Origin of the sequence: Mesorhizobium sp. B2-7-2 (assembly GCF_006440775.1) — a bacterium.
Lineage (GTDB): Bacteria > Pseudomonadota > Alphaproteobacteria > Rhizobiales > Rhizobiaceae > Mesorhizobium.
In genome coordinates this window covers 1-21,995 of record NZ_VFTZ01000033.1, presented here as the reverse complement: position 1 = coordinate 21,995, position 21,995 = coordinate 1, and the positions used below count along the sequence as shown (strand labels likewise).

Here is a 21,995-nt window from a genome sequence, read left to right as displayed (position 1 = left end):
GCCTCACAGTCCGAGCTTTTCCTTGACCGCGGCAAGGCCGGGCTTGCCGTCGAAGGTGGTGACGCCGGCGAGCCACGCATCGAGCCGATCCTTGTGCAGGGTGATCGACTTCAGCGCCCCATCCTCCGGCTTCATGCCGTCATTGATGAGATAGCCCATACCGACATTTTCCATGTCGATGTCGAAGGCAAGGTTCTTCAGGAACTGCGCGACGTTGGGACATTCCTGCAGGAAACCCTTGCGCACCTGGGTGGTCACGGTAGCGGCGCCGAAATTCGGGCCGAAGAACTTGTCGCCGCCGGTCAGGTACTTGAAGTCGTACATCGTGTTCATCGGGTGCGGCGCCCAACCCTGGAAGACGATGAACTGCTTCTCCTTGATCTCGTAGCCGACCTCCGAAAGCATGCCGGCTTCGCTCGATTCGACCACCTGCCAGCCGTCCAGACCATATTGCGGATCGGCAATGGCATCCATCATGAGCTGATTGGATCCGGGCTCGATGCCGTACATCTTCTTGCCGAACTTGTCGGCGAATTTGTGCAGGTCCGACAGGTCCTTGACGCCGGCGTCCCAGACATAAGTCGGCACGGCGAAGGTGTATTTGGCGCCGACCAGGTTGACGCGCACATTCTCGATCGAACCGTCTTTCTTGTAGGGCTCATAGTAGGTGACCATGGCCGGATCCCAGCAGCCGAGGAACAGGTCGAGGTCTTTGTTCTTCATGCCTTCATAGATGACGTTGATGCCAAGCACCTCGCTTTGCGGCTCGTAGCCGAGCGCCTGGAGCAGCACCTTGGCCACACCCGTGGTGAAGGCGAGATCGTTCCAGCCGGGTTCGGCCATGCGAACCGCTTTGCAGCCTTCGGCCTCGGCGGCTCCGGCCGCATGGGAAGCCAGCATTAGCGCCGCGACACAGACGCCTCTCGCAAGCATGCGCAACATTCCGGTTCTCCTCTTTTCGATCGCTTTTGACCTGTTGGTCATTTTATTGTCCCATTGGTCAATCATTGATCTGAGCGGACGAAAATGTCAACGTGGATTCGCCATGCATGGATCGGTACGGTGAAACTCACACGCCTCAGCGACATACGCCGCAAGGAACTGCGGCAGGCGGCCTTCGCGGTGCTGGAGCGCGAAGGCATCGCCGGCGCGACGCTGGAAAAGGTCGCGGCCCAGGCCGGCGCCTCGAAGGGCATCGTGCTGCATTATTTCCGCAACAAGCAGGAGCTGTTCGAGCACGCCATGCGCGAGGCGAACGCCGTGCTCTGTCACGCCGTCGTCGCCCGGCTTCAGCGGGCGCGGACACCGATGGAGCGCGTGGACGCCGTGATCGAGGGCAATTTCGAGGAGCATTTGTTCCTGCCGCCGCTTTGCCACGCATGGCTGTCGCTCTGCGCGGAGGTGCCGCGCGACGAGAAGCTGGCGCGCATCCAGAAAGTCATCCACGCGCGCATGCGCTCGAACCTCTTGTCCGGCCTGCGCGGCCTCGCTTCGCCCGAACTGGCCGAGGAGACCGTGCTCGGCGTCACCGCTTTGATCGACGGACTGTGGCTCAGGCTTGGCCTGCAGCCGGGCAGCGTCACGCGCGAGCAGGCGGTGCGCCAGGTCAAGGATTTCGTCGCGGGCCGGCTGGGTCTGCGCCAAGCCAGGCCCGTCGGGTTAGCCTCGGCCGGATAAGGTTCATACCCGTTCCTTCAACCGATTTGCATCTTCCCCGCTCGCAATCTCCGCTTGATGCGGTTTGTGCAACGCGATACGCCCTTGCCCAATCGACAGACGGAGACTTGCCGTGAGCGCTGAAAAGACCAGAACCGAAACCGATACGTTCGGTCCCATCGAGGTCGCGGCCGACCGCTATTGGGGCGCGCAGGCGCAGCGTTCCCTGGGCAATTTCAAAATCGGCTGGGAGAAGCAACCGGCTTCGATCGTGCGTGCGCTCGGCATCGTCAAGCGAGCCGCCGCCGAAGTGAACATGGAGATGAAGCGGCTCGACCCGGCCATCGGCGAGGTGATCGTGGAAGCAGCGCAAGAGGTGATCGACGGCAAGCTCGACGAGCACTTTCCGCTGGTCGTCTGGCAGACGGGCTCTGGCACGCAGTCGAACATGAACGCCAATGAGGTGATCTCCAACCGGGCGATCGAGATGCTCGGCGGCGTCATGGGCTCGAAGAAGCCGGTGCATCCGAACGACCACGTAAATATGAGCCAGTCGTCCAACGACACCTATCCGACGGCCATGCACATCGCTTGCGCCGAGCGGGTCGCGCACCACCTCATCCCGGCGCTGCACCATTTGCACAAGGCGCTCGGCGCCAAGGCCCGTGCCTTCAATCACATCATCAAGATCGGCCGCACGCATACGCAGGACGCTACGCCGCTGACCCTCGGCCAGGAATTTTCCGGCTATGCCGCGCAGGTCGCCTCCTCGATCAAGCGCATCGAGCTGACGCTGCCCGGCCTGCAGGAGCTGGCGCAGGGCGGCACCGCCGTCGGCACAGGGCTCAACGCGCCGGTCGGCTTCGCGGAAAAGGTGGCGGACCGCATCGCCGCTATCACCGGCATCGCCTTCGTCACCGCGCCGAACAAGTTCGAAGCGCTGGCGGCGCATGATTCCATGGTGTTCTCGCATGGCGCGATCAACGCGGCCGCCGCGGCGCTGTTCAAGATCGCCAACGACATCCGCCTGCTCGGCTCCGGCCCGCGCTCGGGCCTCGGCGAGCTCTCGCTGCCGGAAAACGAGCCGGGCTCCTCGATCATGCCGGGCAAGGTCAACCCGACCCAGTGCGAGGCGCTGACGCAGGTCTGCGTGCAGGTGTTCGGCAACAATGCAGCACTTGCCTTCGCCGGCAGCCAGGGCCATTTCGAGCTCAACGTCTACAACCCGCTGATGGCTTACAACTTCCTGCAGTCGGTACAGCTGCTGGCCGATGCTTCCGTCTCCTTCACCGACAATTGCGTGGTCGGCATCGAGGCGCGCGAGGACAACATCAAGGCCGCGCTAGAGCGCTCGCTGATGCTGGTGACGGCGCTGGCGCCGACCATCGGCTACGACAACGCGGCCAAGATTGCCAAGACCGCGCACAAGAACGGCACGACCTTGCGCGAGGAGGCCTTGGCCACCGGGCTGGTCAGCGAAGCCGATTACGATCGGCTGGTGCGGCCCGAGGACATGACGCATCCCGGGTAGCGACGCGGAGCGAGGCTGTTACAGGCTGCTGCAGCCTCGCGATGTCGTCATTCCAGGGCGAAGCAGCCGCGAAGCGGCGTCGCGAAGACCCTGGAATCCATGCCGTTACCTGAACCGAAGGACGCAGCGGAGCAGATCCTCCACCGCTTGCGGCTACTTTGAGGTCACGGCATGGATCCTCGGGTCTGCGCGCGTCGCTTCGCTCCTTGCTCCGCCCGTGGATGACGACGTCATGAGCGTCTCGGCAAATCTGCGAAGCCAGCGCTCGCAAACCTCGGACGGACGGTCCGTTTTGCGGCAGCAGAATTTACTGGGATAGCCCAATCCCGCGACACGATTTTTGCGCACAACCGTCAATCCCGAAAACATACATTCTGTGAACAATGTGTCGCCACATAGGCGGCTTTGGTGAACAGTCACTGTCGTCTATCTGACGGACTATTCAACCCCGTTCGGAGAACCGCCATGTCCATCAACTCTTCCGTCGCCGGCACTGCGTCCAACAGTTCCACCACGATCCTCCTGGGCCGCATTCTGCTCGCCGTCATCTTCCTGCTTTCCGGCTTCGGCAAGCTCACCGCGATTTCCGGTACTGCCGGCTATTTCGGCGCTCTCGGCCTGCCGATGCCAACCGTAACTGCCGTCGTCGTCGGCCTGATCGAGCTGCTCGGCGGCCTTGCCATTCTCGTCGGCTTCCAGACCCGGATCGCCGCCTGGGTGCTCGCCATCTTCACGATCGCCACCGGGCTGGTCGCGCACACCGGCTGGGCCGACCAGATGCAAATGATCCAGTTCCTCAAGAATCTCGCCATCACCGGCGGCTTCATCCTGCTCGCCTCTTCCGGGGCCGGCGCCTATTCGATCGACGCCAAGCGCGGCTGATCTTTTTCCTCCCAGACTGCCAATGGAAGCGGCGCGGAATTTTCCGCGCCGCTTTTTCGTTTTTCCAATTGCAGGCGTAAACTGCATCTGCAGACGGCAAGGAGTTGGCCCATGGCCCGCAACGCACTGCTTTTGGTCTCGCGGCTACTTCTTGCCGCGCTGTTCGTACCGTCGGGCTTCCAGGCGCTCAGCAATATCGCCGGCACGACCAGTTACTTCGCTGGCCTCGGCCTGCCGCTGCCGACCTTGGCGGCATGGGGCACAGGCCTGTTCGAGTTGATCGCCGGGTTATTGGTCCTCGTCGGTTTTCAGACGCGGATCGTGGCGCTGCTGCTTGCCGCCTTCAGTGTAGCCGCCGGTTTCATCGGCCATTACGGCCAGGGCGCGGACGACGCCACGCTGTCCTTCATGCACCAGCAGATGCTGATGAAGGACATCGCCATTGCCGGCGGCTTTCTGGCGCTGGCCATGGCCGGCGCCGGCGCATGGTCGGCGGACGGGCGTGGCTTGGGAATCGGCGCCGACGTCACCTGATCCGCTACTTCACCGAGACGCTCGGCCCGCCCTCGACCGCTAGGACCAGGCGGCGATTGGTGATGCGTGCCAGTTGCGCCAGCCGGCCGGCCGGACGCTCGCCATAGAGGTCGGACAGCGAGGCCGGCAGCACCAGCGCGAGCGCTCCGTTGCCGCGGCTTTCCCATTTCAGCCTCGGCATAACGCCCGGCATTGCCGCCGTCAGCAGATAGACGACGCGCATCATGGCCGCGAGCGTGCGGGCGCGTTCCAGAAGGCGCGGCGGCGCCAGCGCCTTGATCTCGGGTGCGATGCCGTCGTTGAAGACGCCGTCATGGCGATAGGCGTTGGCCAGAGCCAGATAGGCGCGGCCCGGATGGTCGACGCCGGTGAAGGAGGCATGCGCGATGATGTTGAGCGACTGCCGGCCGCGATATTCCGGATGCGCGCGCCAGCCGATATCGGCAAGCAGGCAGGCGGCGTGGCGGTAGCGCGCCTCGTCCTCCGTCTCGTCGATGCCGAAGGCCTTGAAGGCCTTGCCGGTCCATTCGACCAGGTCATGCGCGTGATGCACCGAGCGCGAGCGCAATAGCGCCAGTTCCTCGGCGGCGGAGATCAGCGGGTCGGCCTTCTGCTCGGCGGCGTCGAGCAGCGAATAAAGGAAACCCTCGCGCACGCCCTGCGCCGAGACGACGATCTTCGAGGGCTGCATGGCCGACATGATCTCCTGCAGCACGACGGCGCCGTAGGGTAAGAGCGAGCGGCGGTTCTTGGAAACGCCCTCGATGCCCCTCACCTTCTCGACCTCGCTGCGGGCGACCTGCTTGAGGAAAGTCTGCGCGCTGTCGGCCGATATCTCGTAGTGATGCATGACGCCGAGCGGGTAGTTGTTCATCTCCATGTGCAGCCGGGCAAGGTTTCGCCAGGTGCCGCCGACGGCGTAGAAAACCCTGCCCTGCCCGCCCTTCAGAAGCTTCGCCCGCGCCAGTTCCTGGCGCGCGATCTTCTGGGCCTGCACGAGCGAGTTCCTGGCCATATCCTGCAGGCGCAGGCCGCCGAGCGGCAACGTGATGCCGTCGCCCATCGCTTCGCCATTGATGTCGATCAGCTCGAGGCTGCCGCCGCCAAGATCGCCAGCGATGCCGTTGGCCGGATGGAAGCCGGAAATGACGCCGAGCGCCGAATAATAGGCCTCCTGGCGCCCGGTGAGCACGCGGATCTCGGTCTTCAGCACCTCTTCGGCGCGGTGGATGAAATCGGGGCCGTTGCCCGCCTCGCGCGCGGCGGCTGTCGCCAGCACATAGATGTGCTCGGCACCCGCCTGATCCGAGAGCGCGCGGAACCGGCGGAATTCCTCCATCGAGCGCGTCACCGCCTCGGGATCGAGCTTGCCCGTCGAAACGATGCCGCGGCCGAGGCCGGCCAGCATCTTCTCGTTGAACAGAAGCGTGGGCGAGCGCGCCAGCCCCTCATAGACAACAAGGCGGATCGAGTTCGATCCGATGTCGATGATCGACAGCGGCCGCCGGTCCTGAAGCCGGCCTTGGGAAACTGCAATCACGCGGCGCTGTTCTTCTTGCGGCGCTTGAACTGGGCAATGCGCTTGGGCGCATGCGATTTCAGCGCGTCGCCCCGCCCGGAGAGGCTCGGATTGGTCATGAAATATTCCTGCGCGTTGAACGGCTCCTCGCCCTCCTCCAGCACAGCGCGCCGGGAGGTGCCGTCAGCCAATACGTCGAAACTTTGCTGGTTGTCCATGATGTTGCCCAGCATGATCTGGCCAAGCACCTGTTCATGCACAGTTGGATTGGTGATCGGCACCAGGGTCTCGACGCGGCGGTCGAGATTGCGCGGCATCATGTCGGCCGACGAGATATAGACGACCGCCTCGTCGGACGGCAGGCCGTGGCCGTTGCCGAAGCAGAAGATGCGGCTGTGCTCGAGGAAGCGGCCGACGATCGATTTCACCCTGATATTCTCGGACAGACCCGGCACCTGCGGCCGCAGACAACAGATGCCGCGCACGACGAGGTCGACCTCGACGCCGGCGCGGCTGGCGTCGTAAAGCGCGTCGATGATGGTCGGATCGACCAGCGCGTTCATCTTCATCCAGATGCGCGCCGGCCGGCCGTCGCGGGCATGAACGATCTCGTCCGAGATGTGTTTCAGGATGCGCTTGCGCAGCGTAAAGGGCGATACAGCAAGGCGCATCTCCTCGGCGGGCTCGGCATAGCCGGTGATGAAATTGAAGAGCTGCGCGACATCGCGCGCGATCGTCGGGTCGGTGGTGAAGAAGGACAGGTCGGTGTAGATACGGGCGGTAACCGGGTGGTAGTTGCCGGTGCCGAGATGCACGTAGTTGCGCAGCCGGCCATCCTCGCGGCGCACGATCAAAGACATCTTGGCGTGGGTCTTCAGCTCCAGGAAGCCGAACACGACCTGCACGCCGGCGCGTTCGAGGTCGCGCGCCCAGCGGATATTGGCCTCCTCATCGAAGCGCGCCTTGAGCTCGACAAGCGCCGTGACCGACTTGCCGGCCTCGGCGGCGTCGATCAGCGCGCGCACGATCGGGCTGTCGTTAGAGGTGCGATAGAGCGTCTGCTTGATCGCCACCACTTCCGGGTCGGCGGCGGCCTGGCGCAGGAACTGCACCACCACGTCGAAGGACTCGTAGGGGTGATGGACGACGATGTCCTTCTCGCGGATGGCGGCGAAGCAGTCGCCGCCATGCTCGCGGATGCGCTCGGGAAAGCGCGGATTGTAGGGTGTGAATTTGAGGTCGTCGCGCGGGATGGCGACAATCTCGGATATCTGGTTGAGCGCCAGCGGACCGGTGAGCACGCTGATGCGGCTCGACGACACGCCGAGCTCGCCGGCGACGAAGTCCCGCAACGCGGCCGGCATCAGCGTGTCGAATTCGATGCGGATCACCGAGCCGCGGCGGCGCCGCTTCAGCGCCGTTTCGAACAGGCGCACCAGGTCTTCCGACTCTTCCTCGACCTCGATGTCGCTGTCGCGGATGATGCGGAACGTGCCGGAGCCCTTGACCTCGTAGCCGGGGAAAAGCTTGCCGATATAGATGCCGACCACTTCCTCCAGCGGAATGAAGCGGACATGGTTCTTGCGGTCGGGCAGGCGGATGAAACGCCTGAGCGCCACCGGCAGGCGCAGCAGCGCGCTCATCTCCTCGCCATTCTTGCGATGGCGCAATTGCAGGGCGATGGAAAAGCCGAGATTGGGGATGAACGGAAACGGATGCGCCGGATCGATCGACAGCGGCGTCAGCACCGGGAAAACCTGTTCCTGGAAATGCTCCTCCAGCCAGGCCTTCTCATCCTTGGTCAGCGCGTCGCGGGTGATGCTCTCGATGCCTTCCTTGTTGAGCAGCGTCATCAGCGCCGAGAGGCTCTTCTGCTGGTCTTCCTGCAGGCGCTCGACCTCCCGCAGCAATTGTTCCAGCTGCTGTTCGGGCGTGCGGCCGTCCGGGCTCTTCAGCGCGATGCCCTCGCGGACCTGGCCGGCAAGGCCGGCGACGCGGACCATGAAGAACTCGTCGAGATTGGCGGCCGAGATCGACAGGAAGCGGACGCGCTCGAGCAGCGGATGATGCTCGTTCAGCGATTCCTCCAGCACGCGGCGGTTGAATTGCAGCCAGGAGAATTCGCGGTTGACGAAACGATCGGGATTGCCGCCGTCGGGGCTTGCCGCCTCGACGGTGATGAACTCGCTCTGCACCGGCTTCAGTTCGTTCATAGTTTCCTGCTCTTGCCCGCAACCGTCCCCAGGGGGCGTCGCATATTGCCGTTCAATGACGCTCTAGCATGTCTTTATGACGCATGATCGTCACGGAATCGCTCCGACACCGCCCTATGCGCTTAACCGGCTCAACTTATCCTCTGCCAGCCTTTTGCGACAGTTTGATTTCATCGATCTTGCAAACTGGCCTGTTATGCTCCAGATGCAAACTGGTCACACCCACTGGCCGAACCCAATTGGAGACAACGATGGCAGGCGGCAGCATTCCCCATTTCCAGAACGACGCGGGCCATCCCATCATCGAGATCGGCGTCAAGGAATTCATGTGCACCGGCGCCAACCCGCCTTTCGACCATCCGCATGTGTTCCTCGACATGGGCGACGACAATGAAAAGGTCTGCCCCTACTGCTCGACGCTCTACCGCTATTCACCGTCGCTGAAGGCGACGGAAACGCAGCCGGCCGGCTGCCTCTATGTCGACCAGGCCGCCTGATCGTCCCGATCAACCATGACTGAAACAAGGTCCCGGCAGATCGTCATCGCCGGGGCTGGCATTGCCGGGCTCGTGGCGGCGCTTGCCTTTGCCGAGCGTGGCTTCCCGGTAACACTGTTCGAGCAGGCCACGCAACTCGAAGCAGCCGGCGCCGGCCTCCAGCTTTCCCCCAACGCGACCCGCATCCTGCGGCGGCTCAGCGTGCTCGATCGCCTGCTGCCCAACGCGATCCGGCCGCGAGCGGTGGTGCTGAAGGACGCAAGGAGCCTGCGAGAGCTGGCGCGCGTGCCGCTTGGGGAAGCCGCAGAGAGGCGCTGGGGGGCGCCCTATCTCGTGGCGCACCGCGCCGACCTGCAGGCGGCGCTGATGGCGGCAGTGGCCGAACGGCGCGATATCGCGCTTGTCACCGGCGCGCGCGTTAACGGCTTTGCCGTCGACCCGCAAAGCGTTACCGCGACGGTCGAGATCGACGGCAAGGCGACGGATGTCGCATGCGGTTTGCTGGTTGCAGCCGACGGCGTCTGGTCGTCGGTTCGCGCCCAGCTTGCCCGGACGGCCGGCTTTGCGGTAAGCCGCTTTTCGGGCGAGCTCGCCTGGCGCGCGACAGTCCCGGCGGAAAGCGCCGCCGGCAGCGCTTTTGCCGAGATCGGAGCCACCGACAGCGTCACCACTTTCCTGCATCCCGGCTTCCACATGGTCGCCTATCCGGTGAGCAAGGGCAGCGCCTTCAACCTTGCCACTTTCACCAAGGGCGAGCGCATTGCCGAAAGCTGGTCCGGCCATGCCGACCCCGCGATTCTTTCAGCTGCCATGCGAGGCACCGCGGCAGCGCTGGCGGAGCTGGCGGCGCTTGCCGGGCCGTGGACAGCCTTCCCCATCCACACGGTCGCGCAGCGGCGCTGGACCATGACGGAGGGAGTAGCGCTGATCGGTGACGCCGCGCACGCCATGACGCCGTTCGCGGCGCAAGGCGCGGCCATGGGGATCGAGGACGCCGCCATGCTCGCCAATCTCGTTGCCGATTTTCCGGGCGATCCGAAGCAGGGCCTGACTACCTGGGAGAATCTCAGACGGCCCCGTGTCGAAAGAGTGTTGAAACGCGGCGCGCTCAATCGGCTGGCCTGGCACGCCTGGGGGCCGGTGGCGATCGCGCGCAATCTCGTGCTGGCAGCGCGACCGGCGGAAAAGCTCGCGGCGGACCTGGACTGGCTCTACGGGTGGGAGGAGCGGAAGGTTGTGCGGCGGTAGCGCCTGCCACCAGCTGGATAGGTCGGCGGGACAGCACCCCCCTCTGCCCTGCCGGGCATCTCCCCCGCAAAGGGGGAGATTGGCAGCTTGGGCGCTGGCTCCCGCCTTGCGACGTTGATGATTGGCGGTAGCAGCCACGACAGCTGATCTCCCCCTTGCGGGGGAGATGGCCGGCAGGCCAGAGGGGGGTGTGACGGAACGCGGCGTTTGCAAATTCCCATCAACCCTCAATCATACAGCCTCAGCGACCACCACAACGAAACCGGTAGCGGATTCCACCATCCTGTTCGTAGGCCGGCCGTGCGCAGCCCCGCCGCAGTCCAGGTGTTGCAGCCGACCAGCGCGTTGAAATGACCGTCGGCTTCGTAGAACCGGTCGTAGGTGGAATAGCCGGCGTCCTCGATGACCACGGGCCCGTCAGGCCCCTGCTGAAAACTCGCAGCGATGTAATCAAGCAGCGCTGAAAAATGCTCCGCGTCGATATCGAAGACTGCGACATCCGGGTGCGGTTCTTTGATCGCCCCCGCGACATCGACATGCATCACCGCGGCGTCGAGCGTAAGCGCCTTCAGCACCGGCATGGTCTTCAATTGCGACCAGGTCGGCGTCTCCAGATAGAAGGCGCGGCCGCCCCAGCCGAAGACGATGTAGCGCGCCTCCGGAGCCTCGATCGGCAGGCCGGCATCGGCCAGGAAGGCAAAGCGCCGGCGCACGCCGTCATCGAGGGGCACAGCGATGTCGGTGTGGATCGGGTTCCTCAACACCAATATGTGCCGCGTCCCCTCGCCTTCAGCCCGTGCCGCCGACCAGAGCGGACGCGGCACCAGCGTACCGAGCGCGGCGGCAAGCACCGCCGCTCCCAACAGCATCACCATATATCGCAGGACTCGTCTCATCGAGTGCGGTGGTTCCATCTTGTCTGCGTCAACCCCAGGAAAACCTGGACGATCAGGCTAGACGATTTCGGAGCGTCAACCAAAAATGAGCCGATCCTTGTCCGATCGCCCGAATGCAAAAAAAGCCCGGCTGTTTCCAGCCGGGCTCCCGAAAATTTAGCGTCGCGCCCGCTCAGTGCAGGATCTGCGACAGGAAAAGCTTCGTGCGTTCATGGCGCGGATGGTCGAAGAATTCGGCGGGCGTGTTCTGCTCGACGATCTGGCCCTGATCCATGAAGATCACGCGGTTGGCGACCTTGCGGGCAAAGCCCATCTCGTGGGTGACGCACAGCATCGTCATGCCCTCTTCCGCCAGCCCCACCATCGTCTCCAGCACTTCCTTGATCATTTCCGGATCGAGCGCCGAGGTCGGCTCGTCGAAGAGCATGATGCGCGGGTTCATGCACAGCGAGCGTGCGATCGCCACACGCTGCTGCTGACCGCCGGAGAGCTGGCCCGGATATTTGTTGGCCTGCTCGGGGATCTTGACGCGCTTGAGGAAATGCATGGCGATCTCCTCGGCCTGCTTCTTCGGCATCTTGCGCACCCAGATCGGCGCCAGCGTGCAGTTCTCCAGGATGGTCAGATGCGGGAACAGGTTGAAATGTTGGAACACCATGCCGACCTCGCGGCGCACCTCGTCGATCTTCTTCAGATCGTTGGTGAGTTCCTTGCCGTCGACGATGATCTTGCCCTTCTGGTGCTCTTCCAGCCGGTTGATGCAGCGGATCATGGTCGACTTTCCGGACCCGGACGGACCGCAAATGACAATGCGCTCGCCACGCATCACCTTGAGGTTGATGTCCTTCAGCACATGGAATTCGCCATACCATTTGTGCATGCCGACGATGTCGATGGCGACATCGGTGGTGGAGATGTGCATCTTGGCGGCGTTGACCTTGATTTCTTCCGCGCTGACGGCGTTTTCGGTGGCCATAACCTGTTCCCTTTTTATCGTTTATAACCGGTGTCGAGCCGGCGTTCGGTATACATTGAATAGCGCGACATGCCGAAGCAGAACAGCCAGAAAACGAAGGCGGCAAAGATCAGGCCGGACCTCGCGGTCTGCGGGGTCGCCCAGTTTGCATCGGCGAAATTCTGCTTGACCACGCCGAGCAGGTCGAACATCGAGATGATCAGGACCAGGCTGGTGTCCTTGAACATGCCGATGAAGGTGTTGACGATGCCCGGAATGACCAGCTTCAGCGCCTGCGGCAGCACGATCAGGCTCATCTTCTGCCAGTAGCCGAGGCCGAGCGAATCGGCGCCCTCATACTGGCCCTTCGGGATCGCCTGCAAGCCGCCACGAATCACTTCGGCCATATAGGCGGCGGCAAACAGCGACACACCGATTAACGCACGCAGATACTTGTCGAAGGTGACGCCCGCGGGCAGGAACAGCGGCAGCATGACGCTGGCGAAGAACAGCACGGTGATCAACGGAATGCCGCGCACCGTCTCGATGAAGACGATACAAAGCCATTTGATGATCGGCATCTTCGAACGGCGCCCGAGCGCCAGCACGATGCCCAAAGGCAGCGACACCGCAATGCCGACAAAGGAGAGGCTGAGCGTCACAAGAAGCCCGCCCCAGCGCGAGGTCTCGACGACCGGCAGGCCGAACACGCCGCCAAGCAGCAGGAAAAAGGCGACGATCGGCAGCGCTACGAACAGCAGCATCGCATTCAATCCCTTGCGCGGCACGCGCGGGATCAGCATCGGCACCAACAGCGCCACGAACAGGATGGCGACCAGGATCGGCCGCCAGCGCTCGTCGATCGGATAGGTGCCGAACATGAACTGGCCGAACTTGGCGTTGACAAAAGCCCAGCAGGCACCGGTCCAGCCGTCGGGCTGGATACCGCCTTGCGTGACGGTGGTGCAGACGGTGCGATCCGGCCCGGTCCACTGGGCATTGAGGAAGGCCCAGCTGATGACCTGCGGCAGGATCCAAAGCACGATGGCGATGCCGAGGATTGTGAGGACGATGTCGCCGACCGAACCGATCAGGTTCTTGCGCACCCAGGCATAGGCGCCGCGTTCGGTAGGCGGCGCCGGCTGGGCAAGCGCCATCTCGGTGCGCACCCAGGACATGTCATGTTCCTGCATGGCCCTACCTCTCCACCAGCGCCATTCTGGCGTTGACGATATTCATGACAAAGGACGTCACCAGGCTCAGCACCAGATAGGCGATCATCATGATAAATACGCCCTCCACCGCCTGGCCCGTCTGATTGAGCACGGTGCCGGCGGTGGCGGTAAGGTCCGGATAGCCGATGGCGATCGCCAGCGAGGAGTTCTTGGTCAGGTTGAGATATTGGCTGGTGAGCGGCGGGATGACTATGCGCATCGCCTGCGGGATGACCACCAGCCGCAGGATCGGACCGGAGCGGAGGCCGAGCGCCGCCGCTGCTTCGCTTTGCCCTTTGTTGACGCCTCTGATGCCGGCGCGCACGATCTCGGCGATGAAGGCCGCCGTGTAGAAGGAGAGCGCCAGCAAGAGCGACAGGAATTCCGGCTTGACCCAGAAGCCACCGGTCAGGTTGAAGGTCGACTGCTTCGGAAAATCGAAGGTGAGCGGCATGCCGCCGAGCAGGAAGGCCAGCACCGGCAAGCCGACGATAAGCGCGACCGACGTCCAGAAGACCGGAAACTGCTGGCCGGTCGCCTTCTGCCGTTGTCGCGCCCTGTGGGCGACGAACCAGGCCATTGCAATGGCGAGCAGCAGTGCGACGCCGATCAGCCAGGAGCCATCGCCCCAAACGGCGCGCGGAAAATAGAAGCCGCGCTGGTTGAGGAACGAGCCGAAAGGCAGGTGGATGCTCTCGCGCGGCGGCGGCAGCACGGCCAGCACGCCGGAATACCAGAAGAAGATGACCAGCAGCGGCGGGATGTTGCGGAAGATCTCGACATAGACCGTGCAGATCTTGCGGATCAGCCAGTTCTGCGACAGGCGGCCGATGCCGATGGCGAAGCCCACGATGGTCGCAAGCACGATGCCGACGACGGCGACGATGATGGTGTTGAGCAAACCGACGACCAGCGCGCGGAAATAGGTCGAGTCGGACGTATAGGCGATCGGCGTGTCGGAAATGTCGAAGCCGGCCCTGCTCCTGAGAAAACCGAAGCCCGACGCGATGTGCAGACGCTGGAGGTTTTCGATGACGTTGTGGACGATCCACCAGATCGAACTGAACAGCAGGATCACAACCAGCGTCTGAAAGAACAGGCTGCGTATTCTCGGGTCATTGATGAAGGAGCCGCGACTCGGCTCCTCGCGAAGGATTTCCTGCGAAGCCATGGACCGTCCTCTGGAAAGAGAAACCGGGAGACAGACGACCTGCCTCCCGGATCACGTTTCAATCAGCGGATCGGCGGACCGTATTGCAGGCCGCCCTTGGTCCACAGCGCGTTGATGCCGCGCGCGATCTTAAGCGGGCTGCCCGAGCCGACATTGCGCTCAAACATTTCGCCGTAGTTGCCGACAGCCTTGACGATGTTGACGACAAAGTCGTTGGAGAGGCCGAGATCGGCACCATACTTGCCGTCCGGTTCAGTGCCGAGAAGGCGCTGGATGTTCGGGTCGGTCGACGTCTTCATCTCATCGACATTGGCCTGCGTGATGCCGGCTTCCTCGGCGTTGAGCAGCGCGAAATATGTCCAGCGCGCGATATGCGCCCACTGGTCGTCGCCCTGGCGCACGGCCGGGCCGAGCGGCTCCTTGGAGATGATCTCGGGCAGCACGACATGGTCGGCCGGCGAGGACAGCGTCAGACGGATACCATAAAGGCCGGACTGGTCGGTGGTGTAAGCATCGCAGCGGCCGGCGTCATAGGCCGCGTTGACCTCTTCGAGTTTTTCGAACACGACGGGGTTGTACTCCATCTTGTTCTTCTTGAAGTAGTCGGCGAGATTGAGCTCGGTGGTGGTGCCGCTCTGCACGCACACGGCGGCGCCCGAAAGCTGCAGCGCGGAGTTCACGCCGGGCAGCTTCTTGGCATTGATCATGAAGCCCTGGCCGTCATAGTAGGTGATGCCGACAAAATCGAGGCCGAGCGCGCTGTCGCGGTTGCTGGTCCAGGTGGTGTTGCGCGACAGGATGTCGATCTCGCCCGATTGCAAGGCGGTGAAACGTTCCTTGGCGCTGAGCGGCGTGAACTTGACTTTGGAGCCGTCACCGAAGACAGCGGCCGCAACGGCGCGACAGAAGTCCGCGTCGATGCCCTTCCAGTCGCCCTTGTCGTCCGGCGCCGAGAAGCCGGCGAGGCCGGTCGAGACGCCGCACTGGATAAAGCCCTTCTGCTTCACGGTATCGAGCGTGCCGGCCGAAGCGGCAGACGCCATGAACCCGAGCGCGGCGACGCCAAGAATGCCGATTGCAATGTGTTTCATGACCCACAGACCCTTTTCTGTTACAGGCGCCCCTATTGCCAGGCGACGCTTGATCTTTTTTCGTTTGTGAATGCAGCTCCCACTCCAAGGCCCACTCCCGGGACCCGCATCGATTGCCGATGCGCTGCCTCCCATTCACGAAACGCATCGAAGGCGATTATTCCTGTGAGGTCAAGGGAAATGACCGATTCCAGGGAGGTTTGAAAAGCAATTGGCGCAAATGCCTGAATTGCGGACAAGAGCACATGAAACCGGCAGGCGATGCGAACAAATCAGCCAAGTCGCGCCGCCGCGAATCCGTGGTCTGGCGGCAGAATCCGCTGCGGCACTAGCGGTGCTTTACTGGGCTTGCGCGCCTTTGGATTGGCCCAGCGGAAGACCGGCTTTTGGCGGGCGCGGCGCGGTTGCGCCGGCTTTGCCGCCGCTTTATGGCTGGTTCCTGACATCATTCGACAGGCGACGAACCATGGCTAGAGACGGCATCGAGATGGGCATCAATACGCTGCTTGCCCATTCCGGCAACAACCCGCGCGACTATTTCGGCTTCGTCAACCCGCCGGTCGTGCATGCCTCGACAGTGCTTTATCCCGACGCCGCTTCGATGGCCGGGCGCAGCCAGAAATACACTTACGGCACGCGCGGCACGCCGACGATGGACGCGCTGACGCTCGCCGTCGATGCGCTGGAAGGCTCGGCCGGCACGATCGCGGTGCCTTCCGGGCTGGCGGCGGTGACGGTGCCGCTGCTCACCTTCCTTGCCACGGGCGATCACTTGTTGATCGTCGACAGCGTCTACCACCCGACGCGCCACTTCGCCGACACGATGCTGAAGCGGCTCGGTGTTGAGATCGAATATTACGAGCCGCGCATCGGCGCCGGCATCGCTTCGCTGATCAAGCCAAACACAAAGGTGGTGTTCACCGAATCGCCGGCATCGAACACCTATGAGGTGCAGGACATCCCGGCGATCTCCAAGGCGGCACATGCGGCGAACGCTATCGTGATGATGGACAACACCTGGGCGACGCCGCTCTATTTTAAGCCGCTCGACCATGGCGTCGACATCTCCATCCACGCGGCAACGAAATATCCGGGCGGCCATTCCGACGTGCTGCTCGGCCTGGTTTCGGCCAACGACGCCTGCTGGACGAAACTTTATGACGGGTTTTGCACGCTGGGCTGCTGTTCCGGTCCCGACGATATCTACCAGGTGCTGCGCGGCCTGCGCACGATGGGCGTGCGGCTCGAGCATCACCGCAAGAGCGCGCTCGACATCGCGCGCTGGCTGGAGGAGCAGCCTGGCATCGCGCAGGTGCTGCATCCGGCGCTGGAAAGCCATCCCGACCATGCGCTCTGGAAGCGCGATTTCTGCGGCTCGAGCGGAGTTTTCTCGATCGTGCTCAACGGCGGCGGCCAGAAGGCCCAGCACGCCTTTCTCGACGCGCTCAAGATCTTCGGCCTCGGTTATTCCTGGGGCGGCTATGAAAGCCTCGCCGTTCCGGTCTTCCTCGGCGACCGCATGCTTGCCAAAGGCTCATATGCCGGCTCGCTGATCCGCCTGCAGATCGGGCTCGAGGATGTCGAAGATCTCAAGGCCGACATTCTGCGCGGGCTCGCGGCGGCCGCCGCAGCCGGATGACAGGCTGATCGGCACGGAAATCCGCACCGGCGGCAGACAAGCCCCGGTCGAAGCGTTAGCATGGTCCGTGCAACCAGCTCGGGAACCTTTTGTCGGCAGACGCATCCAACCGTGGATGCAACATCTGTCGGGAGATCGGGCGCGATGATAAAGCCCGCCATCGAAACTGCCGAGGTCGGTACGGCCGAAGCCGGCGACATGGCATTGGTTCGCCGGGCGCTTGCGCGCGATCCGAATGCGTTCCGTGCCATCATCAAGACGTACAACCAGCGACTCTACCGCATCGCGCGCGGCGTGGTGCGCAATGACGCGGAGGCCGAGGACATCGTGCAGGAGGCCTATATGCGCGCCTTCGCAAATCTTAGCAGCTTTCGCGGCGAGGCCTCTTTATCCACCTGGCTGTCGCGCATCGTCATCAACGAAGCGCTCGGCCGGCTGCGCAAGCGCAAGCGCGTCGCGGCGATGGATGAGAACCCGGAGGCGCAGATCATCCGGTTTCCCTTGAATCCAACCGACTTGAACCCAGGCGACGATCCGGAGCGGACCATGGCGCAGCGGCAGATTCTGAGGCTTGTCGAACGGGCGACCGACAGCCTTCCCGATGTCTATCGCACCGTCTTCGTCGCCCGCGTCATCGAGGGCCTGAGCATCGAGGAAACCGCCGATTTTCTCGGCGTGAGGCCCGAGACGGTGAAGACCAGGCTGCACCGGGCGCGAACGCTGGTGCGAAAGGCACTGGACGACGAGATCGGTCCGGTGCTGCTCGACGCCTTCCCCTTTGCAGGCCGGCGTTGCGAGCGGCTGACGCAGGCGGTGATGAAAAGGCTGGATTTCGAGGGCTAACTTTCCCGGGAACGTTTCGACGCGTCCGGCATCCAATCTACCGTCAACCTCAAATGAAGCCCGAGGCCAGCGCCGCCGGGCGAAGGAGATGCCATGTTCATGCGATCAACCGCCGCCCTCGCCGCCCTTTTCTTCGTGAGCACGGCGCCGCTGGCGCTAGCCGCCGAAAAGCCCACCGATCCGCAGATCGCCCACATTGCCTATACAGCCGGCACGCTCGACATCGAAGCGGCCAAGCTGGCGATCAAGAAGTCCAAGAACAAGGAGGTCGTCGACTTCGCCAAAGACATGGAGCGCGACCACGAGGCGGTGAACAAGCAGGCGCTCGACCTCGTGAAGAAGCTGAAGGTCACGCCCGAGGACAACGACACCAGCAAGGCCCTGGCCAAGGCTGCGAAGGAAGAGGACGCTAAGCTGGCGAAGCTCAAGGGTGCCGCCTTCGACAAGGCCTATATCGAGAACGAAGTGGCCTATCACAAACAGGTCAACGGCGCGCTCGAAACCTTGCTCATCCCCTCGGCAAGCAATGCCGAACTGAAGGACCTGCTGGAGACCGGCCTCAAGATTTTCCGGGGGCATCAGCAACATGCCGAACACGTCGCCGGCATGTTGAAATGAGGCTACTATTGCTTTGTTTTGAGGCAATTCCTGACGGAAGGCTACGGCGAAGTCGCTGCGCCCAACCGTTTCACACTTTTCCAGGAATTGCTTTGCTCACTCTGGCGCTGGCGCTCATCGCATCGCCGGCGTTCGCGGCGACCATCGAGATAACGATCGACAGGCTGGTCTTCTCGCCCGCAAACATTCAGGCCAAGGTCGGCGATACGATCGAGTGGACGAACAAGGACGTGATCGCCCACACCGCGACGGTGAAAGGCGGCTGGGACGTGATGATCCCGGCAAAGTCGAAGGGCAAGGTTACGCTGAAGGCGGCGGGAACAGCGGACTATTTCTGCCGCTTCCATCCCAACATGAAGGGCCATGTCGAGGTGGCGCCCTAGCTATCCGAGAGCGAGGCGCGCGCAGCGCCTCGCTTGACCTTGTCGCAGTCCTCCCATGCCGAAAGCAGCCTCAGCGCCGCGCGCCGCACTCGCACACTTTCGCCGAGGCCAGGGCATTCGGGCGAATTGCCGAACCGACTCTGCAAACCGTCGTAAAGGCTTGGCGCGATTGAGAAAGCCGAGGCCGCTGGCGGCGCGTTCTGCGCGGATCGCTGTGCAATAATATTCCCTTCAGCAGCGAATCTACGGATTGGTTTGGCTTTCAAATCCGCGGCTTCAGCGGCATTGCGGGGCAACGCAATTCCACCTCTTCGATCCAGGGTCTGCCATGGCGTTTCGCCTTTTCGTTCCGATCCTTGCAGGCGCGACGCTTCGCGAACGGCTGCTTGCCTGCATCGGCGCTACCATCGGTATCGCGCTCACCGGCATGATTAGCGGGCTCGCCGTGGGTAGCGGCTCGCTTGTGGCGATGCTGGTGGCGCCAATGGGCGCTTCGGCGGTGCTGCTCTTTGCCGTTCCCTCGAGCCCGCTGGCGCAGCCCTGGTCGATCATCGGCGGCAACACGATTTCGGCGCTGGTCGGCGTGACGGTGGCGCATTTTGTGCATGACACGGTGATCGCCTCCGGCCTAGCGGTGGCGCTGGCGATCGCCGCCATGTCGTTCACGCGCTCATTGCATCCGCCGGGCGGCGCAGCGGCGCTTACCGGCGTGCTCGGCGGGCCGGCCGTAGCCGCCGCGGGCTTCCTGTTTCCCTTCGTGCCGGTAGCACTCAACTCGACCATCCTGGTTGCGCTCGGCTTCCTTTTCCACAAGCTGTCGCGGCGCAACTATCCCCATGTGCATGTGCCCGCCGCCCGCGGCCACGGCACCGCCGACCGGCCGCCGGCCGAGCGCGTCGGCTTCCGGCCCGAGGATGTCGACGCCGCCCTCTCGGCGCTCGACGAAACCTTCGATATCGACCGTGACGACCTGGAGCGCCTGCTGCGCCAGGTCGAGTTGCAGGCCATGGTGCGCTCGCAGCGTACGCTGCTTTGCAAAGACATCATGTCGCGCGATGTGATCTCCGTGGCGGAAACGGCCTCGGCCGACGAGGCGCGCAAACATCTGATCGACCACAACATCCGCACCTTGCCGGTGATCGACGCGGACGGACGGCTCTCCGGCGCGGTCGGTCTGCGCGAGCTGACAAGGGCGACCGACACGGTCAAAGGCGTGATGTCTAAGGCCGGCACCGCCTCTCCCGACACGCCGGCGATGAGCCTGCTACCGGTGCTGACCGACGGGCGAAGCCATGCGGTGGTGATCGTCGATGCCGAGCGGCGCATCCTCGGCCTGATCACCCAGACCGACCTGCTTGCAGCCGCCGCGCGCCTGCAGCAGACAGACAAGGCGCCGTTGAAAGCGGTGGCCTAGGCAAGGCCCTCACCCCGGCAGGCCGGCTGCCAGGTCGAGGCGCTGCCGCCGGTCATCTCGCCGCGGCGCTCTCAATCTGGCGGTCCGAAGGGACAGCGTCTTCAGGCCCAGGCCAGCCAGGCGGTGCCGGCAAGAAGCGTCACCAGCGTCAGCGGCAGGCCGACCTTGAAGAATGCGGAGAAGGAAAGCTCCTTGCCGGCAGCTTTTGCCTGTTCGGCGACGATCAGATTGGCAACCGAGCCGAGCAGCGTGAAATTGCCGGCAAGCGTCGAGCTCATCGCCACGACCAGCCAGGCGCGCCCCGGGTTTTCCAGCCCAGGAACGAAGGGCCGGAGCGCCAGCACCGCCGGCACATTGCTCATGATGTTGGAAAGCACCGCGGTGAAGCCGGAGAGCCGCCAGACATCGTCTAGTCCGATGTTCTTGGCCCAGGCGATCATGTCGGGCGTGAGCAAGGTGCGCTCGGCACCCGCCACCACCACGAACAAGCCGGCGAACATGAAGAGCAGCGGTCCGTCGATCTCGCGGTAAATGCGCCGCGGCTTGATTGCCCGCGTGACCAGCAGGAAGGCGCCGGCAACGAGCGCCGCCTTCGCGACGGGAACGCCGGCGAAGAAGGCGAGCGCCAGCAACACGCACACGATGGTGGCCTTCAGCACCTGCCCGGGCAGCATGCGGCCGCGATAGACTTCCGGGCTGAGTTCGGCAGGGCGGGAGAATTCGGCACGGTAGACGATGCGCACGATGACGATGACGCAGAGCAGGCCGAACAGCGCCACCGGCGCGAGCGCCAGCGTGAAAGCCGGATAGGAAATACCGGACAGCGCACCGATCACCATGTTCTGCGGGTTGCCTGTGATGGTGGCGACGCTGCCGCAGTTCGAGGCCGTGCAGGTGGCGATGAGGTAAGGCACCGGGTTGCGGTTGATGACTCGTGTGACGTGCACGACGATCGGCGCCATCACCAGGCAGATCGCGTCGTTGACCAGGAAGGCCGAGAGCGCGCCGGTCAGCAACGTCACCATCACCAAAAGCATGAAGGGCGCGTGGGCATGCTCGATGGCAAAGCCGCCGAGCGCCCGAAACGCGCCCGAGACCTTCAGATGCGCCACGACGATCATCATGCCGAGCAGCAACGTGATGGTGTCGAAATTGATGGCTTTGTAGGCATCTTCGATGCCGATCGCGCCGATGGCGATCATGGCGGCGCCGCCCAGCAGCGCGATGCCGGCGCGGTCGAGCCGCAGGCCCGGAATGCGGCCGACGGCGACGCCGGCATAGGTGAGCACGAGGATGAAAAGCGCGCCCGCGCCGGTCCATGTCATTGCAAGAAGGTTCCCGTTGCCTGCCCTGTCCCGCCGGAATCGGTCGACGCACCGGGCGGCACCACATTTAACAAGGCCAGCGCAAAGGGAAAGCGCGCAAGCGCCTGAAAGCTTATGTCGCTTTCATGCCTTTCACATTCATAAACGCTAATGTAAAGAATGGTGAATTAACATATGTGACCGATAATCCAGGCGTTGGGGACTAAACGGATGAACATGGTCGTTGAAGCGGAACATAGCGTCCCGTCACGGGAGGAACTGATGCGTCCGCAGGAATGCCCCCGCTGTCACGCTAGGGCATATACACATCTCGCAAGGCCCAACCGTCGGCACAGGCACGGAAGTATGCGAGGCCGTTGTAGAAGG

Annotated in this window: 20 protein-coding genes; 11 read left to right on the top strand and 9 right to left on the bottom strand. The window is 63.4% G+C overall.

Going from position 1 to position 21,995, the window contains the following annotated elements:
• Nucleotides 1-3: 3 nt before the first annotated feature.
• Nucleotides 4-942 (bottom strand): choline ABC transporter substrate-binding protein, encoded by a 939-nt coding sequence (gene choX, locus FJ425_RS28645; protein ID WP_140727558.1) that lies wholly within the window; start codon nt 940-942, stop codon nt 4-6.
• An 84-nt stretch (nt 943-1,026) separates the two neighbouring features.
• Here choX and betI point away from each other — a divergent pair, with 84 nt between their 5' ends.
• The 4 genes from betI (at nt 1,027) to FJ425_RS28625 (ending at nt 4,603) form a co-directional block, all read left to right on the top strand.
• The gene (betI, locus tag FJ425_RS28640; RefSeq protein ID WP_140542529.1) at nt 1,027-1,677 is read left to right on the top strand and encodes a transcriptional regulator BetI; all 651 of its coding nucleotides are present in this window, start codon (nt 1,027-1,029) and stop codon (nt 1,675-1,677) included.
• 112 nt (nt 1,678-1,789) lie between these two features.
• Entirely contained in the window at nt 1,790-3,187 is a 1,398-nt protein-coding gene (gene fumC / locus FJ425_RS28635) for a class II fumarate hydratase (protein ID WP_140542530.1), read from the top strand.
• Between the two features lie 465 nt (nt 3,188-3,652).
• Nucleotides 3,653-4,069 carry a DoxX family protein gene (locus FJ425_RS28630; protein ID WP_140542531.1) on the top strand — a complete coding sequence of 139 codons (417 nt, stop codon included), beginning with the start codon at nt 3,653-3,655 and terminating at the stop codon, nt 4,067-4,069.
• 111 nt (nt 4,070-4,180) lie between these two features.
• On the top strand, nt 4,181-4,603 hold the full coding sequence (locus tag FJ425_RS28625; protein ID WP_140727556.1) for a DoxX family protein: 423 nt from the start codon (nt 4,181-4,183) through the stop codon (nt 4,601-4,603).
• A 4-nt stretch (nt 4,604-4,607) separates the two neighbouring features.
• Here the strand turns inward: FJ425_RS28625 and ppx are convergent, their stop codons facing one another.
• Both ppx and FJ425_RS28615 read right to left on the bottom strand, forming a co-directional pair.
• Nucleotides 4,608-6,143 (bottom strand): exopolyphosphatase, encoded by a 1,536-nt coding sequence (gene ppx / locus FJ425_RS28620; protein WP_140727554.1) that lies wholly within the window; start codon nt 6,141-6,143, stop codon nt 4,608-4,610.
• The gene (locus tag FJ425_RS28615) at nt 6,140-8,335 is read right to left on the bottom strand and encodes an RNA degradosome polyphosphate kinase (protein WP_140545464.1); all 2,196 of its coding nucleotides are present in this window, start codon (nt 8,333-8,335) and stop codon (nt 6,140-6,142) included. Before FJ425_RS28615 ends, ppx begins: the two co-directional genes overlap by 4 nt.
• A gap of 251 nt (nt 8,336-8,586) precedes the next feature.
• On the opposite strand from FJ425_RS28615, the gene FJ425_RS28610 reads away from it, so the two are divergent.
• Together FJ425_RS28610 and FJ425_RS28605 are read left to right on the top strand one after the other, a co-directional pair.
• Nucleotides 8,587-8,832: a zinc-finger domain-containing protein gene (locus FJ425_RS28610; protein ID WP_140727552.1), complete on the top strand. Its 246-nt coding sequence runs from the start codon at nt 8,587-8,589 to the stop codon at nt 8,830-8,832.
• Nucleotides 8,833-8,847: 15 nt separating this feature from the next.
• Nucleotides 8,848-10,080, top strand: coding sequence for an FAD-dependent monooxygenase (locus FJ425_RS28605; RefSeq protein ID WP_140727550.1), 1,233 nt, complete (start codon nt 8,848-8,850; stop codon nt 10,078-10,080).
• Between the two features lie 227 nt (nt 10,081-10,307).
• Here the strand turns inward: FJ425_RS28605 and FJ425_RS28595 are convergent, their stop codons facing one another.
• The 5 genes from FJ425_RS28595 to FJ425_RS28575 all read right to left on the bottom strand — a co-directional run bounded on the left by FJ425_RS28595 (nt 10,308) and on the right by FJ425_RS28575 (nt 15,407).
• Nucleotides 10,308-10,976, bottom strand: coding sequence for a TIGR02117 family protein (locus tag FJ425_RS28595; RefSeq protein ID WP_140631193.1), 669 nt, complete (start codon nt 10,974-10,976; stop codon nt 10,308-10,310).
• A 172-nt stretch (nt 10,977-11,148) separates the two neighbouring features.
• On the bottom strand, nt 11,149-11,952 hold the full coding sequence (locus tag FJ425_RS28590; protein WP_095768430.1) for an amino acid ABC transporter ATP-binding protein: 804 nt from the start codon (nt 11,950-11,952) through the stop codon (nt 11,149-11,151).
• Between the two features lie 14 nt (nt 11,953-11,966).
• A complete protein-coding gene (locus tag FJ425_RS28585) occupies nt 11,967-13,124 on the bottom strand; it encodes an amino acid ABC transporter permease (RefSeq protein ID WP_140631196.1) in 1,158 nt (385 codons plus the stop codon).
• A gap of 4 nt (nt 13,125-13,128) precedes the next feature.
• Entirely contained in the window at nt 13,129-14,316 is a 1,188-nt protein-coding gene (locus tag FJ425_RS28580; RefSeq protein ID WP_140545461.1) for an amino acid ABC transporter permease, read from the bottom strand.
• A gap of 62 nt (nt 14,317-14,378) precedes the next feature.
• Entirely contained in the window at nt 14,379-15,407 is a 1,029-nt protein-coding gene (locus tag FJ425_RS28575) for an amino acid ABC transporter substrate-binding protein (protein ID WP_140545460.1), read from the bottom strand.
• 466 nt (nt 15,408-15,873) lie between these two features.
• On the opposite strand from FJ425_RS28575, the gene FJ425_RS28570 reads away from it, so the two are divergent.
• The 5 genes from FJ425_RS28570 to FJ425_RS28550 all read left to right on the top strand — a co-directional run bounded on the left by FJ425_RS28570 (nt 15,874) and on the right by FJ425_RS28550 (nt 20,304).
• The gene (locus FJ425_RS28570) at nt 15,874-17,046 is read left to right on the top strand and encodes a cystathionine beta-lyase (RefSeq protein ID WP_140631198.1); all 1,173 of its coding nucleotides are present in this window, start codon (nt 15,874-15,876) and stop codon (nt 17,044-17,046) included.
• 144 nt (nt 17,047-17,190) lie between these two features.
• Nucleotides 17,191-17,889 (top strand): RNA polymerase sigma factor, encoded by a 699-nt coding sequence (locus FJ425_RS28565; RefSeq protein WP_140631201.1) that lies wholly within the window; start codon nt 17,191-17,193, stop codon nt 17,887-17,889.
• Nucleotides 17,890-17,982: 93 nt separating this feature from the next.
• Nucleotides 17,983-18,507: a DUF4142 domain-containing protein gene (locus FJ425_RS28560; RefSeq protein ID WP_140631203.1), complete on the top strand. Its 525-nt coding sequence runs from the start codon at nt 17,983-17,985 to the stop codon at nt 18,505-18,507.
• Nucleotides 18,508-18,599: 92 nt separating this feature from the next.
• Nucleotides 18,600-18,890, top strand: coding sequence for a cupredoxin family copper-binding protein (locus FJ425_RS28555; RefSeq protein WP_246673331.1), 291 nt, complete (start codon nt 18,600-18,602; stop codon nt 18,888-18,890).
• Between the two features lie 328 nt (nt 18,891-19,218).
• Entirely contained in the window at nt 19,219-20,304 is a 1,086-nt protein-coding gene (locus FJ425_RS28550; RefSeq protein WP_140631208.1) for an HPP family protein, read from the top strand.
• Nucleotides 20,305-20,405: 101 nt separating this feature from the next.
• Here FJ425_RS28550 and FJ425_RS28545 read toward each other — a convergent pair whose 3' ends face one another.
• Entirely contained in the window at nt 20,406-21,629 is a 1,224-nt protein-coding gene (locus tag FJ425_RS28545; protein WP_140631211.1) for an anion transporter, read from the bottom strand.
• Nucleotides 21,630-21,995 lie beyond the last annotated feature (366 nt).

Bases quoted from the DNA above. Each gene is read 5' to 3' on its own strand.
- FJ425_RS28595 (WP_140631193.1), bottom strand. From the start codon at position 10,976: ATGAGACGAGTCCTGCGATATATGGTGATGCTGTTGGGAGCGGCGGTG.
- choX (WP_140727558.1), bottom strand. From the start codon at position 942: ATGTTGCGCATGCTTGCGAGAGGCGTCTGTGTCGCGGCGCTAATGCTG.
- FJ425_RS28580 (WP_140545461.1), bottom strand. From the start codon at position 14,316: ATGGCTTCGCAGGAAATCCTTCGCGAGGAGCCGAGTCGCGGCTCCTTC.
- FJ425_RS28610 (WP_140727552.1), top strand. From the start codon at position 8,587: ATGGCAGGCGGCAGCATTCCCCATTTCCAGAACGACGCGGGCCATCCC.
- FJ425_RS28575 (WP_140545460.1), bottom strand. From the start codon at position 15,407: ATGAAACACATTGCAATCGGCATTCTTGGCGTCGCCGCGCTCGGGTTC.
- FJ425_RS28545 (WP_140631211.1), bottom strand. From the start codon at position 21,629: ATGACATGGACCGGCGCGGGCGCGCTTTTCATCCTCGTGCTCACCTAT.
- FJ425_RS28565 (WP_140631201.1), top strand. From the start codon at position 17,191: ATGATAAAGCCCGCCATCGAAACTGCCGAGGTCGGTACGGCCGAAGCC.
- FJ425_RS28615 (WP_140545464.1), bottom strand. From the start codon at position 8,335: ATGAACGAACTGAAGCCGGTGCAGAGCGAGTTCATCACCGTCGAGGCG.
- FJ425_RS28585 (WP_140631196.1), bottom strand. From the start codon at position 13,124: ATGCAGGAACATGACATGTCCTGGGTGCGCACCGAGATGGCGCTTGCC.
- betI (WP_140542529.1), top strand. From the start codon at position 1,027: ATGTCAACGTGGATTCGCCATGCATGGATCGGTACGGTGAAACTCACA.
- FJ425_RS28605 (WP_140727550.1), top strand. From the start codon at position 8,848: ATGACTGAAACAAGGTCCCGGCAGATCGTCATCGCCGGGGCTGGCATT.
- FJ425_RS28625 (WP_140727556.1), top strand. From the start codon at position 4,181: ATGGCCCGCAACGCACTGCTTTTGGTCTCGCGGCTACTTCTTGCCGCG.
- FJ425_RS28560 (WP_140631203.1), top strand. From the start codon at position 17,983: ATGTTCATGCGATCAACCGCCGCCCTCGCCGCCCTTTTCTTCGTGAGC.
- FJ425_RS28590 (WP_095768430.1), bottom strand. From the start codon at position 11,952: ATGGCCACCGAAAACGCCGTCAGCGCGGAAGAAATCAAGGTCAACGCC.
- FJ425_RS28570 (WP_140631198.1), top strand. From the start codon at position 15,874: ATGGCTAGAGACGGCATCGAGATGGGCATCAATACGCTGCTTGCCCAT.
- FJ425_RS28630 (WP_140542531.1), top strand. From the start codon at position 3,653: ATGTCCATCAACTCTTCCGTCGCCGGCACTGCGTCCAACAGTTCCACC.
- FJ425_RS28550 (WP_140631208.1), top strand. From the start codon at position 19,219: ATGGCGTTTCGCCTTTTCGTTCCGATCCTTGCAGGCGCGACGCTTCGC.